The sequence below is a fragment of the Fructilactobacillus sp. X2R5C3 genome, from assembly GCF_059901325.1.
In genome coordinates, this window is record NZ_JBWXUY010000001.1 from 488,679 (window position 1) to 505,419 (window position 16,741).

9 protein-coding genes, 9 tRNA genes and 1 riboswitch are annotated in these 16,741 nt (G+C 39.3%); all 18 genes read left to right on the forward strand.

The features are described 5' to 3' along the window. Nucleotides 1-130: 130 nt before the first annotated feature. The 18 genes from AC6UDE_RS02400 to rpoB all read left to right on the forward strand — a co-directional run bounded on the left by AC6UDE_RS02400 (nt 131) and on the right by rpoB (nt 16,734). Complete coding sequence (locus AC6UDE_RS02400) at nt 131-796, forward strand: phosphatase PAP2 family protein (RefSeq protein WP_500696524.1); 666 nt, start codon at nt 131-133, stop codon at nt 794-796. A gap of 63 nt (nt 797-859) precedes the next feature. Beyond that, nucleotides 860-1,029, forward strand: a riboswitch (Lysine riboswitch). A 106-nt stretch (nt 1,030-1,135) separates the two neighbouring features. After that, a complete protein-coding gene (locus AC6UDE_RS02405; RefSeq protein ID WP_500696525.1) occupies nt 1,136-2,611 on the forward strand; it encodes an amino acid permease in 1,476 nt (491 codons plus the stop codon). 74 nt (nt 2,612-2,685) lie between these two features. Continuing rightward, nucleotides 2,686-3,324, forward strand: a complete 639-nt coding sequence (locus AC6UDE_RS02410) for a deoxynucleoside kinase (RefSeq protein ID WP_500696526.1) — start codon at nt 2,686-2,688, stop codon at nt 3,322-3,324. A gap of 252 nt (nt 3,325-3,576) precedes the next feature. Beyond that, on the forward strand, nt 3,577-4,866 hold the full coding sequence (serS, locus tag AC6UDE_RS02415; RefSeq protein ID WP_500693532.1) for a serine--tRNA ligase: 1,290 nt from the start codon (nt 3,577-3,579) through the stop codon (nt 4,864-4,866). A gap of 170 nt (nt 4,867-5,036) precedes the next feature. Then, nucleotides 5,037-5,109, forward strand: a tRNA-Val gene (locus AC6UDE_RS02420). 3 nt (nt 5,110-5,112) lie between these two features. Beyond that, nucleotides 5,113-5,185 (forward strand) — tRNA-Lys (locus tag AC6UDE_RS02425). 21 nt (nt 5,186-5,206) lie between these two features. Continuing rightward, nucleotides 5,207-5,288 (forward strand) — tRNA-Leu (locus AC6UDE_RS02430). Nucleotides 5,289-5,298: 10 nt separating this feature from the next. After that, nucleotides 5,299-5,372: transfer RNA gene (locus tag AC6UDE_RS02435), tRNA-Thr, on the forward strand. Between the two features lie 3 nt (nt 5,373-5,375). Beyond that, a tRNA-Gly gene (locus AC6UDE_RS02440) sits at nt 5,376-5,447 on the forward strand. A 17-nt stretch (nt 5,448-5,464) separates the two neighbouring features. Next, nucleotides 5,465-5,550: transfer RNA gene (locus tag AC6UDE_RS02445), tRNA-Leu, on the forward strand. A 204-nt stretch (nt 5,551-5,754) separates the two neighbouring features. Beyond that, nucleotides 5,755-7,149, forward strand: a complete 1,395-nt coding sequence (locus AC6UDE_RS02450) for a DUF2252 domain-containing protein (protein WP_500693533.1) — start codon at nt 5,755-5,757, stop codon at nt 7,147-7,149. Between the two features lies 1 nt (nt 7,150). Further along, the gene (gene ppk1 / locus AC6UDE_RS02455) at nt 7,151-9,355 is read left to right on the forward strand and encodes a polyphosphate kinase 1 (protein WP_500696527.1); all 2,205 of its coding nucleotides are present in this window, start codon (nt 7,151-7,153) and stop codon (nt 9,353-9,355) included. Between the two features lie 108 nt (nt 9,356-9,463). Beyond that, nucleotides 9,464-9,537 (forward strand) — tRNA-Arg (locus AC6UDE_RS02460). 5 nt (nt 9,538-9,542) lie between these two features. Continuing rightward, nucleotides 9,543-9,616: transfer RNA gene (locus AC6UDE_RS02465), tRNA-Pro, on the forward strand. A 29-nt stretch (nt 9,617-9,645) separates the two neighbouring features. Next, nucleotides 9,646-9,719: transfer RNA gene (locus tag AC6UDE_RS02470), tRNA-Pro, on the forward strand. 98 nt (nt 9,720-9,817) lie between these two features. Further along, nucleotides 9,818-10,291 carry a CtsR family transcriptional regulator gene (locus AC6UDE_RS02475; protein ID WP_500693535.1) on the forward strand — a complete coding sequence of 158 codons (474 nt, stop codon included), beginning with the start codon at nt 9,818-9,820 and terminating at the stop codon, nt 10,289-10,291. Between the two features lie 47 nt (nt 10,292-10,338). Continuing rightward, nucleotides 10,339-12,837 (forward strand): ATP-dependent Clp protease ATP-binding subunit, encoded by a 2,499-nt coding sequence (locus AC6UDE_RS02480; protein WP_500696528.1) that lies wholly within the window; start codon nt 10,339-10,341, stop codon nt 12,835-12,837. Between the two features lie 258 nt (nt 12,838-13,095). Continuing rightward, on the forward strand, nt 13,096-16,734 hold the full coding sequence (gene rpoB / locus AC6UDE_RS02485) for a DNA-directed RNA polymerase subunit beta (protein WP_500696529.1): 3,639 nt from the start codon (nt 13,096-13,098) through the stop codon (nt 16,732-16,734). The last annotated feature ends 7 nt before the right edge of the window (nt 16,735-16,741 follow it).

The following is a 16,741-nucleotide window of genomic DNA, read 5'->3' on the forward strand; positions in this document are numbered from 1 at the left end:
AAACTCCAATCTGTAAAATTCATGGTGCAATTATATCACACTAATCACGGCGATTTTGGTGCTTCTCTCAATCGGCTAATCGATATTATGTTATACTTTTTTTATATGAATTCTTGGAGGTATGGCGTTTATGATGATTGGAAGGGACGTTAGTCGTCCGTACAAATTAACAATTGCGTTTCTCTTATCGTTAATCCTGACGATTGGAGTCAAAATGAGTTTTGGCTACGTTGACTTTTTAGATTCAATGATAATTGGAACCATTCAAGGGTACCCGTCTTCATTTGAAGAAACCATTTTCTCAATGATTAGTTTTGTCGCGAGTCCCAAGATGGATATTGTGTGGATACTTATAATTGCTGTTTTGTTGTGGTGGTTTAAGTATAAAATACCGGCATTCTTTTCGCTGGTACTGGTTTTTGGTGGAGATGCCATTGGATTTGTGATTAAACACATCGTAGCCAAACCCCGTCCCTCAATGCATTTGCCGAGGGACACTGGCTTTAGTTATCCTAGTGGACATGTTTTAGGAGCTTTTCTAGTGATTAGCGTCCTGTGGATCATAGTGGTTCCAATGATTAATCGACAATCAACTAAATGGATTATTAGAACTATTTTAGCAATTGTTCTTTTCCTAGTGATGATCTCACGGGTTTATCTGAATGCCCATTTTCCTTCAGATACCGTTGGTGCCGCCTTAATTGCTTACACATGGCTTCAAGTTTGTGAATATGGGTACGTAAAGTGGGCCAAGGAGCTAAGTACAACAAAGATTTTTCAGAATACAATTTACTAATTTCATGAAAGTGATTGATAATCGTTAACTTATCACTTATACTTTACTTATAATGAAATATGAATTCTAAGAAGAGGCGCGACTTTTATCAGTAATTTGCCAGAGATTCACTTAATCGATGAGGGCTTATGAAAGGGAAAGTTGCCGAAACTGATCACGTGGTAAATGATTGGTTGGGTTTTGATTTAATAAGTCAAGGACTGTCGTGTGTTGCACGGAGAGCTTTCTAAGATTACGATTAGTAAGAATTTGTGGACTCTTTTGGAAGTTATTCAAGAGGGTCTTTTTCTTTGTCGTTTTGTTATTGGGTTTCTTCTTAATTATTTAGGAGGATAATTTATGTCTGAAAAAAATGGAAACGGACAGGTGAAGCGGGGATTAAAGTCTCGTCATGTGTCTATGATCGCCCTTGGTGGTTGTATTGGAACCGGTCTTTTTGTGACTAGTGGTGGAGCAATTCACAATGCTGGTCCCGGTGGTGCGTTAGTAGCATATGTATGTATGGGAATCATGGTTTATTTTTTGATGACTAGTTTGGGAGAAATGGCCACTAATATGCCAGTCTCTGGATCATTTGCTACATATTCAGCTAAGTACGTTGATCCGGCTTTAGGGTTTGCAATGGGTTGGAACTACTGGTTTAACTGGGCAATTACGGTGGCGGTTGACGTTAGTACGGTGGCAATCGTCATGCAATTCTGGCTGCCACATTTTCCGAGTTGGATTTGGAGTTTAGCGGCTCTGTCACTGATTTTGTTGATTAACATCTTGTCCGTCAAGGCGTTTGGAGAAACTGAGTTCTGGATGTCTTTGATCAAAGTGATCACGATTTTTATCTTTCTAGCCGTCGGAATTTTGACCATTTTTGGAATTATGGGTGGTCACTTTATTGGAATGAGGAACTTTACCTATAAGCAGGCTCCCTTCGTAAACGGGATTCCCGGCATTCTGAGTGTTTTCGTAATTGCTGGATTCTCATTTCAAGGAACTGAGTTAGTTGGAATTACAGCTGGAGAGTCAGAAAACCCACGGGAAACGGTCCCAAAAGCGATTCATGAAGTATTTTGGCGCATCATTTTATTCTATATTCTGGCAATTGTTGTGATTGCTGCAATTATTCCATATACTAGTCCCGATTTGTTGGGATCAAGTGCTTCAGATGTTGCCATTAGTCCGTTCACGATTGTGTTTGAACGTGCCGGATTAGCTGGAGCTGCAAGTATTATGAACGCGGTCATCTTGACCTCCGTGATTTCTTCAGCCAACTCTGGAATGTATGCCTCAACGCGAATGTTGTATTCGATGGCCGATGAAGGTTATGCTCCAAAAGTTTTTGGCAAAGTATCTAAGCGTGGAATTCCAGTGTTAGCGCTCCTAGCAACTATGGTGATTTCGTTGTTGACTTTTATGACAAGTATCTTTGGATCTAAGATTTACATGTGGTTAGTGGCTGCTTCCGGGTTGACTGGATTTATTGCTTGGTTCGGGATTGCTCTTTCACATTATCGATTTAGAAGGGCGTTTATAAAACAAGGACACAAAGTTTCAGAACTTAAATACCATGCGACTTGGTTCCCGGTCGGTCCAATTATCACTTTAATCCTGTGTATCGTTGTTATTTGTGGTCAAGATATTGGTGCCTTTGCTCACTTCAACTTATTTGAGATTGCGGTCACGTATATGAGTGTTCCGTTGGTTATCATCTTGTATTTTGGGTATAAATTTGTTCATCATACCCATATCATTCCTCTCGATAAAGTGGATGTCTCACCTTCAGAAGATTATACGGATGAAATTAAAAAGAATGAAAGCTAGTCTTAAATTCATGATTTTTAAATGGTACAATTACAATTGCAAATTCTTTAAATTAGTCTAAGGGGATCAAATAAATGATTGTATTATCAGGAACTATTGGAGCAGGGAAGACCACGTTAACGACATTATTGGCTGAGAAACTAAACTCACCAGCATATTACGAGTCCGTTGATGATAATAAGATTCTTCCGTTGTTTTACAAAGACCCAAAAAAGTATGCTTTTTTGCTTCAGATTTATTTTTTAAATAAACGTTTGGACAGCATTAAAGAAGCTTCTTCTGATAAGTACAGTGTGATGGATCGTTCAATCTTTGAAGATTCATTACTGTTTCATCTAAATGCTGACCTTGGTCGAGCAACTGAAACAGAAGTTCAAATTTATGATTCTTTATTAAAGAACATGATGGAACCGATCCCTAACGGTAAATATAAGAAAATACCGGACCTACTGATTTATATTGATATTTCTTTTGATACGATGCTTAAAAGAATTAAAAAGCGTGGAAGAAAATACGAACAGATCGATAATGACGCTAGTTTGTATGAATATTATCGTGAGTTAAACCAGAGATATTCGAAATGGTACGAGGATTATAACTTATCTCCTAAGATTAGGATTAACGGGGATAAGTATGATTTTGTCGAAGATGCGGACGCCAGAAACAAAGTTTTAAAGAGACTTTCTGACAAAATTCAAGAAGTATTAGGATAATTTAAGAGATTATTGTATAATTGACGCAACAAATAAACGTGACGTGCCCATTAAGTAGAATCACAGAGAGACAATGTTGGTGAAAATTGTCATTTGAAAATTCCAGCACGTATTTCGGGCGGCCAATCCCGCACGGCAATTACCGTTATTAATTAATCGAGTGCCTTAATTGGAACTTGGGTGGTACCGCGAAAAGACTTTCGTCCCAATATGACGAGGGTCTTTTTGTGTCTTTTAAGGGAGGAAATTAAAATGTTAGATATGAAGTTGATTAGAAGTAATCCAGACTGGTATAAAGGAAAACTAGCCGAGCGAAATGTGCCTGGCGAAGTGATTGACAATTTACTTAGAAAAGATTCAGAACGGCGTGATCTAATCGTTAAAAGTGAGTCGCTTAAAGCGGAACGAAATGAGGTATCTGAGAAAATTTCACAGCTCAAGCGCAATAAAGAGGACGCAAATGATCAAATTACCAGAATGCGTGAAGTTGGAAAAGAGATCAAGGCGCTGGATGAAAAGCTAGAAACTATCAAAGCCGAACAACATGATATTGAGGCTCATTTACCCAATGTTCCTGCTGATGAAGTTCCCGTTAGTCTCACCGAAGAGGGTTCAAAAGAGTTAAGACGAATTGGTGAACCACGGAAGTTTGATTTCACCCCTAAACCCCACTGGGAAATTGGCGAAGACTTAGATATTTTAGATTTCAAGCGAAGTGCTAAGGTATCAGGAAGTCGTTTCGTATACTATCTAGGTGCAGGAGCCAAATTAGAACGTGCGGTATATAATTTCTATTTGGATCAAAACACCGATGCTGGATACACCGAAGTCTTACCCCCATACATGGTTAATTCTGATTCAATGTTTGGGACCGGGCAGTTTCCTAAATTCCTAGAAAATAAGGCTGGATTTGAGATTAAAGATAGTGACTTGACCATGATTCCGACTGCTGAAGTTCCACTGGTTAATTTCTATCGCGACGAAGTCATTTCTGAAGAGAAGTTACCAGTGAAATTCACCGCCTTGACCCCAGCGTTTAGATCAGAAGCAGGAAGTGCCGGAAAAGATACCCGGGGCTTAATTCGATTGCATCAGTTTAACAAAGTTGAAATGGTTCAGTTTACCAAGCCCGAGGAGTCTTGGGATGCTTTAAAGGAAATTACGCATCAAGCAGAGACATTACTTCAGAAACTCGGTCTGCCTTATCATGTCATCACGCTAACGTCAAGTGACATGAGCTTCACTGCCGCTGAAACTCATGATCTTGAAGTATGGATGCCAGCTCAAAATCGGTACCGCGAAATTTCAAGTTGTTCTAACACGCTTGATTTTCAGGCAAGACGGGCTCACATTCAGTACAGAGATGAGAACGGCAAATTGCAGTACGTTCATACGTTAAATGGTTCTGGCTTAGCCGTTGGTAGAACGGTTGCAGCTATCCTTGAAAACTATCAAAATGAAGATGGAACGGTGAATGTGCCCGAAGTTCTTCAACCTTATATGCATGGGATGAAGAAGATTGTAAAAAATGAAAAATTTTAACAAAAATAGTAGAAATCAATAAGACATTCCGGTATAATAATATTTGTTGTATGACTGGTTTGAGAAGAATTGATCGTTGAGGCGTAACCAATTTGTTCTTGACGCTTAAACATCAAAATGATATTATTTAATAGTTGTCGTTGCGCTTTATCGCAATGATATCTATCAATGGAGGATTAGCTCAGCTGGGAGAGCATCTGCCTTACAAGCAGGAGGTCACAGGTTCGATCCCTGTATCCTCCATTTGAGCCGTTAGCTCAGTTGGTAGAGCATCTGACTTTTAATCAGAGGGTCGGCGGTTCGAACCCGCCACGGCTCATTGCCAGTAACACATTATTATGCGGGCGTGGCGGAACTGGCAGACGCGCTAGATTTAGGTTCTAGTGTCTTAGGACGTGGGGGTTCGAATCCCTTCGCCCGCATTGATTTTTCGCCGACTTAGCTCAGTTGGCTAGAGCGCTTCACTAGTAATGAAGAGGTCGTAGGTTCGAATCCTATAGTCGGCATATGCGGAAGTAGTTCAGTGGTAGAACGCCACCTTGCCATGGTGGAGGTCGCGGGTTCGAATCCCGTCTTCCGCTTTTTTTGTTATCATACTGCCGGAGTGGCGGAATTGGCAGACGCACAGGACTTAAAATCCTGCGGTCAGTGATGACCGTACCGGTTCGATCCCGGTCCCCGGCATTTAAAATTTAAAACAGTAAGAGAGTCCTATTACTAGGACTCTCTTTTTTATTTAAAATATTGATTCAAGGTAGAAATACGGGTCCGACAGCGCTATCATAGAGTTAAATTGATGTTGTGATGTGGGTAATAAGTTGATTTCCATTTACATGACAAGTTAGAATTACGATAACGGTATGATTGATCAAATAAAGGAGAAGCGATATGAAACTCGAGAAAAAATCGCCTTATGGGCTTAATAACGTAAGTGCTTTACTTAATGACGTTTCAATGAATGATGATCAATTAATTCATGTTGGTGAGAAGATGAGTAATGATGCCAACATGGAAGCCATGCGGAATTTCAAAGCTAGAAAGCGGGACATTAAACCAATTTTGACTGAGCGTGATTCACTGCTACTTAGTGGACTTCTAGGATTAAAACGAGAACGAATGGCCAAAAATCCATTTTCTTTTTATCGGGGAAGCGTTGAGCTAATGAATCATGATTTAGGTACCATTCCCATGAGTGATATCAATCTGTTGATTGCGGGTGATGCTCACCTTGGCAACTTTGGTTTTTATGGTTCTCCAGAGCATCAACTTTTGTTCGATTTAAATGATTTTGACGAATCTCACGTAGGTCACTTTGAAGATGACTTATTACGTTTTCTAGTAAGTGCTTTATTGGTCGCGAAGCAACAAGGATTTGACATCACAAATGAAGTTAATCCGTTTTTAAGGGATGTCTTGGAGGCTTATCGTAGTGCCTTGGTCAGGATGACGGAGATTCCAGCCATGGATAAACTGACATTGCCTAATTCCATCAGAAATATTTCTAAGATTTTTGGTACATTAAAAGACGGTGAGAAGCATTTTAAAAAATCGTTTCAAAAAATTACCGCTAAGAGTATTAACAAGGCCCTTAGAAGTACTTCTGACTACGCTGTGGAAAAGTATACAACCGTTCTTAAAAACGGGGAACGGCGCTTTATTGATAATGAACCGGTTACGGTTCACATTGGGAAAAAAGATTATCAAAAAATTAGTGATGGACTCGATCGTTACTACAATCATACTAAAAGTGATATCCGTTTCTTTCTCTCTAACTTCCAGATCGTTGATATTGTAAGACACAGTGTGGGAGTGGGAAGTGTTGGCACTCTTTGCTTTTTAGTTTTACTAGAGGACGCTAACAATAATTACTTGGTTTTGCAGATTAAGCAAGCCCTTCCAATTTATAAAAACAATGTTATTGGTATGAACAAAAATGATTCATTGGGTGAAAATATTGTTGATTGTCAGCTGATTCTTCAAACTGCCTCGGACCCATTTTTAGGGTGGTTTAATACTAGTAATAAGAGTTATTACGTTCGTCAGTTTAAGGATATGAAGGGTTCCGTAAATCTTAATAAGTTGGATTTAGACGCTTTTAAGGATTACGTGTTAGTTTGTGTGATTTTACTTGCACGAGCACACAGTCAATCACCAACGTTTCCGATGATTATCGGGTACCTAAAAAATAGTGACAAGGTCAAAAAGTCATTCATTGAGTTCGCCAATGAATACATGAAACAAGTTGAGATTGATTATGATACGTTTATTAAGGATTTGAAATAACATGAAGAGAAATGAAGAGTATGTTGACTCGTGCTATAACCGGGATTTGAGTTGGACTTTATTTAATCGAAGAGTGATTAATCTAGCCACTGAATCGTTCACTCCGTTTTTGGAAAAGCTGAAGTTTTTAGCAATTGGGTCAAATAATTTAGATGAGTTTTATAGTGTCAGGGTTCCAAGCGTTCAAGGGCAAATGGAGCTTAGTGATAATGGGATTGAAAAGAAGTCTGGACTTCACTATAGCCAGATCCTGGATCAGATTCATGATCGTAATGATGAAAATTTTAAGATCCAATACAATGATTACGATAAATTAAATCAAGAATTAAAGGAGAGAGATGTTTGTTCGATTGAGTCTTATGCAGACCTTAATGACAAACAAAAGGATCAAGTCAATCAATACTTTATTAAGAAGATTCAACCATCACTTTCCTTTAAAGAGTTTGATGAAAATTATGATTTAAAGTTTCTTTCTAACAAGCAAATTGCGATTGGCGTCTTAGTCAAAGGTGATGATAAAAAAGTCATTCGGATTATTCCCATTCCTTCTAAGTTTAACCGCTTGCTTTCGGTTAAATCGAACGGGATTGATACGTATATCTTACTTGAAGATTTGATTAATCATAACCTCAAGCGTCTCTTTAATGGAAAAGAAATTACTGGAACGGTCGTCTTTAGAGTGACGAGAGACCTTGATGCCACCTTAGATGTTGAAAAAGAGGATAATAATTTTGAAACAATTTCTCGGATGCGTCAGTATCTTGTTGACCGGGAAAAAGGAAAGGTAACCCGATTTGAAGTTGAGGAATTTGATGGTAATACTGACGATGATTTCTTAAATGATTTTATTGACAAGTTTAAGATTGAAAAGAATGCTATTTTTAAGATTCCTGGTCCGGTTGATTTAACTTATCTATTTGAGATCGTCAGTAAGTATTCACCTGATTATCCAGAATATTGTTACGCAAAATTTAATCCTCGAACTTGGCCGACTTCCGCCTCAATCCTTTCGTACTTGGATCAAAAGGATCTCCTTATCCAATATCCATATGATTCGTTTAGTCAGTTTTTGCAGTTCTTAAAAGAAGCGGTCGAAAATCCTAAAACTGTTGCGATTAAACAAACCCTGTATCGGGTTTCAAAACACTCTGAAGTGGTTGATTTACTAGCAAAAGCCGCTCAAAAGGGAATTAAAACCACCGTTGTGGTTGAATTAAGAGCTCGTTTTGATGAAAAGAACAACTTGAAAGTAACTGAAAAACTGAAGAATGCTGGTGTTCATGTTATTTTTGGGAAAAAAGACATGAAAGTTCATAGTAAAACTTGTTTGGTGTTAACAAAAGAGGGCAATCACCCCAAGGGCTATATCCAGGTTGGAACGGGAAACTACAACATGCAAACCGCGAAGGGATTTGTTGATCTCAGTTTCTTTACCAGTAAGGATGATTATGTTCAAGACCTATCAAAATTTTTCGATTACTTGCAAGCTCCAGATGCCGCTCAACCCAGTTATCAAGTTTTATCAGCTTCTCCCCATCAAATTCAAGATCAAGTGATTGATGGGATCCAGGAAGTTAAAGAAAGTTATTTAAGAACCGGCAAAGGAGCAGTCTTTTTAAAGATTAACTCGTTGACTGATGTAGAAGTGATTTCAGCCATTTATGATGCAGCCAGAGTGGGTGTACCATTTAGGCTCGTTGTTAGAGGAGCTTGCTGTCTTAAACTTGGAATTTGCGGGAAGAAAGAAAAAATCGTGGTTTCAAGCATTGTTGGTGAGTTTTTGGAACATAGTCGAATTTATGGATTCTTCACTCAGGATGATTCTAAATTGTGGATATCTTCTGCTGATTTAATGACAAGAAACATGGATAACCGTGTCGAGCTAGCGGCGCCAATTCTCGATCCAAAACTAAAACAACAGCTTTTAAACATCATCGACATTTACGCTCAAGATGATGTGGATGGGAGCTTTTTAAAGCCTGATGGGAAGTACTTTAAATTCAAGCATCCTAAAGGCAAGTCCGCCCAACAGACCTTCTTAAAGATTATCGATGATCCCAAATTAAATAATAAAAAGCACGTTTCTAAACGTCATGACATTCGGATTAACGTTAAAAACGATTCCAAATTAAAAAACGAGTGGTTCTATGTTTCGATTTTAGTCGTTACGATTATCGTGGTAGTGGGTGTGTTATTGTGGTGGTAAAGGTAACTAGATTTTTCTGGTTACTTTTTTTATTTTTCTTTCCCAAAATCGGATACTTCTGGTATAATAATATATGTTCGCTGATGAATGTGAACGTTTAATACTTATGCACCTATAGCGCAATTGGATAGAGTGTCTGACTACGAATCAGAAGGTTGTAGGTTCGACTCCTACTAGGTGCATTCATCGGGAAGTAGCTCAGCTTGGTAGAGCACCTGGTTTGGGACCAGGGGGTCGCAGGTTCGAATCCTGTCTTCCCGATTTTTATATACTTTTTAATATTTAAGCATCGGGAAATAGCTCAGCTTGGTAGAGCGCCACGTTCGGGACGTGGAGGTCGCAAGTTCGAATCTTGTTTTCCCGATTTTTTTTATTACCTTGGTTTCCAAGAGTATTTACTTGGAATTTACGAATCTTCTTTGTATAATAATAGTCAACATTAGTCAGAGATGAGATGAGTTTATGGCAAGCCGTAATATATCGGACATTATTGAAGATTATTTGAAGGATATGCTAGGTGATAATGATCAAGAACGAGTCGAAATTCGTCGATCAGACATTGCCAATCATTTTGACGTGGTGCCCTCGCAAATTAACTATGTAATTAAAACACGTTTTACGTTGCGTAATGGTTATTTAGTTGAGAGCAAACGTGGTGGTGGTGGTTACATCAGGATTGAAAAAATCAACTTAATGGATAATTCGGATGTCCTAGACAGTTTGATTGATTCAATTGGTGATGAAATTTCCGAAAAGGATGAAGAATCAATTTTAACCACCTTATATGCTAATGGAGTCATTACCGAGAAAGAGGAGAACATGATTGCTGCTATTTTAAAGAAAGAGGCAATTAGACTACCTGATCAAGCAATGGAATATCAGGTTAGAGCGAGTGTTCTGGAGGCTTTACTTTACCGGCTTAAATATGAGTGTTAGTTTGATTATGGATTATGATTTGAAGAGAAATGAAGGGAGATTTGCATATGCATAATTTATTTACCCCTAGTGCAAAAAATGTTTTGGTAATTGCCCAAGAACAAGCTAAGAGTTTCCAGCACCAAGCTGTTGGAACCGAACACATGCTATTGGCACTTACCATTGAGAAGAATGGGATTGCTTATCAAACTCTCCAACAACTTGCCGTCAGCGAGGCGGACGTTAGAGAAGAAATTGAGCAGTTGGCTGGATACGGTAATTTGAAGGTAGATGGAAACACGTATTTGCCGTATTCTCCAAAGATGAAGGAAATTCTAGCTTTAGCTGGGAAGATTGCTAAACAGTATGGCTCAACCAAAGTGGGAACTGAACACATTTTGCTAGCTTTAACTAGTGATGATGCGATGCTCTCTTCAAGAATTTTGACTAACCTGGGAGTTAGCCCAGAACAAGTCCGGAAAGTAACGATCCGGAAAATGGGGGTTGCAGATACTAATATGGCTTCTGAAAACAATTCAAATGGTGAGTCAGAACAAAGCGAAACTCCAACTTTAGATTCACTAGCACGTGATTTGACGAAAGCTGCTCGAGATAATCAGCTTGATCCAGTGGTTGGACGAACCTCTGAAGTTCGTCGTGTCATTCAGGTTTTGAGCCGAAGAACTAAAAATAATCCAGTTTTAATTGGTGAACCTGGTGTTGGTAAGACTGCCATTGCCGAAGGTTTAGCGGAAAAAATTGTGAATAAATCCGTTCCTACGGATATGCAAAATAAGCGGGTAATGGAATTAGACATGGGATCACTGGTTGCTGGTACCAAGTATCGTGGCCAATTTGAAGATCGTTTAAAGAAGGTCTTAAAAGAAGTCGAAGATAGTGGAAATGTCATTCTCTTTATTGATGAGTTGCATACCTTGATTGGCGCTGGTGGAACTGAGGGATCAGTTGATGCTTCAAATATTTTAAAGCCATCTCTTGCTCGTGGTCAGGTTCAAGTCATTGGGGCTACTACCTTAGATGAATATCAGAAGTACATTGAATCTGATGAAGCGTTAGAACGTCGTTTTGCAACGGTTGAAGTTGAAGAACCAAGTAAGGATGAATCACGGAAGATTCTTAAGGGATTACGTCCCAAATACGAAGAACACCATCACGTTCAAATCACCGATGATGCCATTAATGCAGCCGTTGATTTATCTAGTCGTTACATTAGTGATCGTTACCTTCCTGACAAGGCAATTGACTTGATGGATGAAGGTGCAGCTAAAGTTAGACTGGATTCAACTGGAAAAGATGACAAGTTAGCAAGCGCTGAATCAAAACTTAGTTCCGTTAAAAATGATAAGGACAAAGCCATTGAGGAACAGCGCTTTGAAGATGCGGTTTCAATTCGTAAGCAAGAACAAAAGTTACAAAAAGAGATTGCTGATTTAACCCAAAAACAGCGCATTAAAGAAAATGACGCTAACAAGACCCATAATTATCAATTAAAAGAAAATGCTGAAGATATTGCTCAAATTGTTTCTGAATGGACCGGGATTCCCGTTACTCATTTGAAACAGTCTGACAAGAAGCGTTTGGTAAACTTGGAAAAGATTTTACACGAACGAGTTGTGGGACAAGATGAAGCTGTTTCGGCAGTTGCAAGAGCAATTCGTCGGGCACGAAGTGGACTTAAAGATCCAAACCGTCCCATTGGGTCATTCATGTTTCTTGGGCCAACCGGAGTTGGTAAAACTGAACTTGCCAAGGATTTGGCAAAAGCAATGTTTGGCTCAGAAGATGACATGATCAGAGTTGACATGAGTGAATTCATGGAAAAGTATTCGACTAGCCGGATGGTTGGATCCGCTCCTGGTTACGTTGGCTATGATGAAGGTGGTCAACTTACCGAAAAAGTTCGAAAGCATCCCTACTCAGTTGTTCTACTTGATGAGGTTGAAAAGGCTCATCCTGACGTCTTTAACTTGCTACTTCAAGTTCTAGATGATGGGTACTTAACCGATGCCAAGGGCCGAAAGGTAGACTTTCGAAACACGGTTATCATTATGACTTCCAACATTGGTGCCACCGAGCTTCAATACAAGAACACCGTTGGATTTGCCGCTGAAAAATCGGGTAATGATGATAATTACGATGCTATGAAGGCCACGATTCAAGAACAGTTGAAGAAATTCTTTAAACCAGAATTCTTGAACCGAATTGATGATACGGTGATCTTCCATTCCTTGACTAAGTCGGAATTACACCGGATCGTTAAGTTAATGTCTCAAGAACTGATTGATCGTGCCAATGGATTGGGTTACAAAGTTAGAATGACTCCAGCTGCCATTGATTTAGTTGCTGAAGTTGGCTACAATCCAACCTATGGTGCTCGACCAATTCGAAGAGCTTTGCAGGATAAAGTTGAAGATCCATTGAGTGAAGACTTATTAGCGGGCAAGTTCAAACCCGGTGATCAGATTACGATCGGTGCGCATAAAAACAAGATTACGATCAATAGACGTGAAGTTAAGAATCCCAAAGAAGAAATTCTAAGTAAATAACGTTAAAACTCTCAGTAAATTTTTACTGAGAGTTTTTGTGCATATTAATTGACTTTTACTTTGATTCTTTGTATTATGTGTAGAGTATGCAACTGGGAATTGAAATGAGTCGTTGCGATCTATTGTCCGTGATGGCGTTTATAAGAACCAAAAGTAAGATTTAGATCTTATTTTTGGATTTTTTTTGCTCAAAAACCAGCAATATGGCTTTTTGTAACAAAAACGTAACATTTCTTTTTCGTGGAATTTTAGGGAGAGGTGAATAACTTGGCAGGACACATTGTAAAGTATGGAAAACACAGGACCCGTAGAAGTTATTCCAGAATTAAGAAGGTATTGGATCTTCCAAATTTGATTGAGATTCAAACAAATTCTTATAACTGGTTCTTAGACGAAGGTTTGCGTCAAATGTTTAAAGATATTATGCCAATTGAGGATTTTCAGGGAAAGCTTTCACTAGATTTCGTTGATTATAAACTATTGGAACCTAAGTACACGGTTGATGAAGCACGTGCTCATGAGGCAAATTATTCAGCCCCATTACACGTTACTCTCAAGTTAACCAACCATGAAACCGGTGAGATTAAGACTCAAGATGTTTTCTTTGGTGACTTTCCACTTATGACTGACCAAGGAACTTTCATCATTAACGGTGCAGAGCGTGTTATCGTTTCTCAATTAGTGCGATCACCAGGTGTTTATTACCATAAAGATCTCGACAAAAATGGTCGTGAAATTTACAGTTCAACTGTGATCCCCAACCGTGGTGCTTGGATGGAATTTGAAACTGATGCGAAGAATATTTCATACGTTCGAATTGATCGTACTAGAAAGATTCCTTTGACTGAATTAGTTCGTGCCCTTGGTTTTGGATCAGATGATGAAATTACTGAGATTTTTGGAAATACTAATGATAGTCTCTCACTTACCCTTGAAAAAGACGTTCATAAAGATGCCGATGATTCTCGTGTTGAAGAATCATTAAAGGATATTTACGAACGCTTGCGTCCGGGTGAACCAAAGACAGCTGAGTCAGCAAGAAACTTGTTAACCCAAAGATTCTTTGATCCAAAACGTTACGACATGGCACCAGTTGGTCGTTACAAGACAAACCAAAAATTGAGCATGAAGACTCGTTTAATGGGATTAGCTTTGGCCGAAACCCTAGCTGACCCAGATACTGGTGAAATCATCGCTAACAAAGGTGATGTGATTGACAAAGAATTGATGGAAAAGTTGAAGCCGTACTTGGCTAACAAAGATTTTAAGGCTTACACCTTTAATCCTTCCGATCAAGCTGTCGTAACTGATCCAGTTACTGTTCAAGTAATTAAAGTATATTCAAATACAGATCCAGACAAAGTCGTTCCTGTAATTGGTAATGACAATATTGATCTGGACTATAAACACATTACCCCAGCGGACATCTTGGCTGAAATCAATTACTTCTTGGATCTTCAAGAGGGAATTGGATCTGTTGATGATATTGACCACTTGGGGAACCGTCGTGTTCGATCAGTTGGTGAATTACTTCAAAACCAATTCCGAATTGGTCTTTCACGGATGGAACGAGTTGTTAGAGAAAGAATGTCCATTCAGGATGCTTCAACGGTAACGCCGCAACAACTAATTAATATTAGACCAGTGGTGGCCTCTGTTAAAGAATTCTTTGGTTCATCACAGCTTTCACAATTCATGGATCAAACGAACCCGTTAGGTGAATTGACCCATAAACGTCGATTATCTGCTTTAGGACCTGGCGGTATTACTAGAGACCGTGCTGGATATGAAGTTCGTGATGTTAACTACACTCACTATGGTCGAATTTGTCCAATTGAAACTCCCGAAGGTCCTAACATTGGATTGATTAACTCACTTTCAAGTTATGCTCGGGTTAACAAGTATGGATTTATCGAAACCCCATACCGTCGTGTTGATTGGACTACTCATAAGGTTACCGACAAGATTGATTACCTAACTGCTAATGATGAAGATAAATACGTGATTGCACAGGCGAACTCTCCGTTAAATGAAGACGCAACCTTTCAAGACGATCAAGTTATGGCACGTGATAAGTCCCAATACGTTGAAACTAATTCAAAGAACGTTGACTACATGGACGTTTCACCAAAGCAAGTTGTTGCGGTGGCAACGGCATGTATTCCGTTCCTAGAAAATGATGACTCAAACCGGGCCCTAATGGGTGCTAACATGCAGCGTCAGGCTGTTCCTTTGATCAGACCACACGCACCACTTGTTGGAACTGGGATGGAATATCAAGCTGCTCATGATTCTGGAGTTGCTAAGATTGCTAAGTATCCTGGAACCGTTGAATATGTTGATGCAAGAGAAATTCGGGTAAGACGTGATAATGGCACTTTAGATACGTACAAATTGATGAAGTTTATGCGTTCTAACGGTGGTAAAAACTATAACCAAACTCCAATTGTAAAAATTGGAGATCATGTTGATGCCGATGAAATTATCGCTGATGGCCCAGCAATGGAAAATGGTGAATTGGCCTTAGGTCAAAACCCAACCGTTGCCTTTATGACATGGCAGGGTTATAACTTTGAAGATGCCATTGCCATTTCCGAACGACTAGTTAAAGATGATGCTTACACTTCAATTCATATTGAAGAGTATGAGTCAGAAACTAGAGATACCAAACTGGGACCTGAAGAAATGACTAGAGAAATTCCTAACGTTGGTGAAGATGCACTAAAGGATCTTGACGAAGATGGAATTATTAGAGTCGGTGCCGAAGTTCATGACAACGATATTTTGGTTGGTAAGGTAACCCCTAAGGGTGTTACTGAATTATCTTCTGAAGAGCGACTACTTCACGCTATCTTTGGTGAAAAGGCTCGAGAAGTTCGTGACACGTCACTTCGAGTACCTCATGGTGCCGGTGGAATTGTTCAAGACGTTAAAGTCTTTACTAGGGAAAACGGCGATGAATTAAAGCCCGGTGTAAACAAGATGGTTCGAGTTTACATTGCCCAGAAACGTAAACTTCAAGTTGGAGATAAGATGGCTGGAAAACATGGTAATAAAGGTACTGTTTCCGTCATTATTCCTGAAGAAGACATGCCATATATGCCAGATGGTACCCCAATCGACATCTTATTGAGCCCCATGGGTGTTCCATCACGGATGAACATTGGACAGGTGCTTGAATTGCATCTTGGAATGGCTGCTAAGAAGCTTGGAATTCACGTTGCCACCCCAGTCTTTGATGGTGCTCGTAGTGAAGATATTACCGACGCTTTAAAGGAAGCTGGTATGCCAGCTGATGGTAAGACGGTTCTGTATGATGGTAGAACCGGTGAACCATTTGACAAACGAATTGCTGTTGGAGTTATGGGTTACTTGAAACTTAACCATATGGCTGAAGACAAGATTCATGCAAGAGCCATTGGACCTTACTCACTAGTTACGCAACAACCACTTGGTGGTAAAGCTCAATTTGGTGGACAGCGTTTTGGTGAAATGGAAGTTTGGGCTCTTGAAGCTTATGGTGCCGCACACACCCTCCAAGAAATCTTGACTTACAAGTCAGATGATGTTGTCGGACGGGTTAAGACCTACGAAGCAATTGTGAAAGGTGATCCAATTCCTAAACCAGGTGTTCCTGAGTCATTCCGAGTATTAGTTAAAGAATTACAAGCATTGGGACTGGACATGAAGGTTCTCGATGCCGAAAACAAACAAATTGATTTGCGTGACATGGACGATGACGAAGACGTTGTTAACGTGAACGCATTGAGTAAGTTTGCTCAAAAACAAGATGATAAAAATGAGAAGGATAAAGAAAAGAAAGATGAAAATGAGAAACAAGCTCCAACTTCATCTGATGCCGACTCAAAAAATGATACAAATGACGACAATAAATAATAAAGGA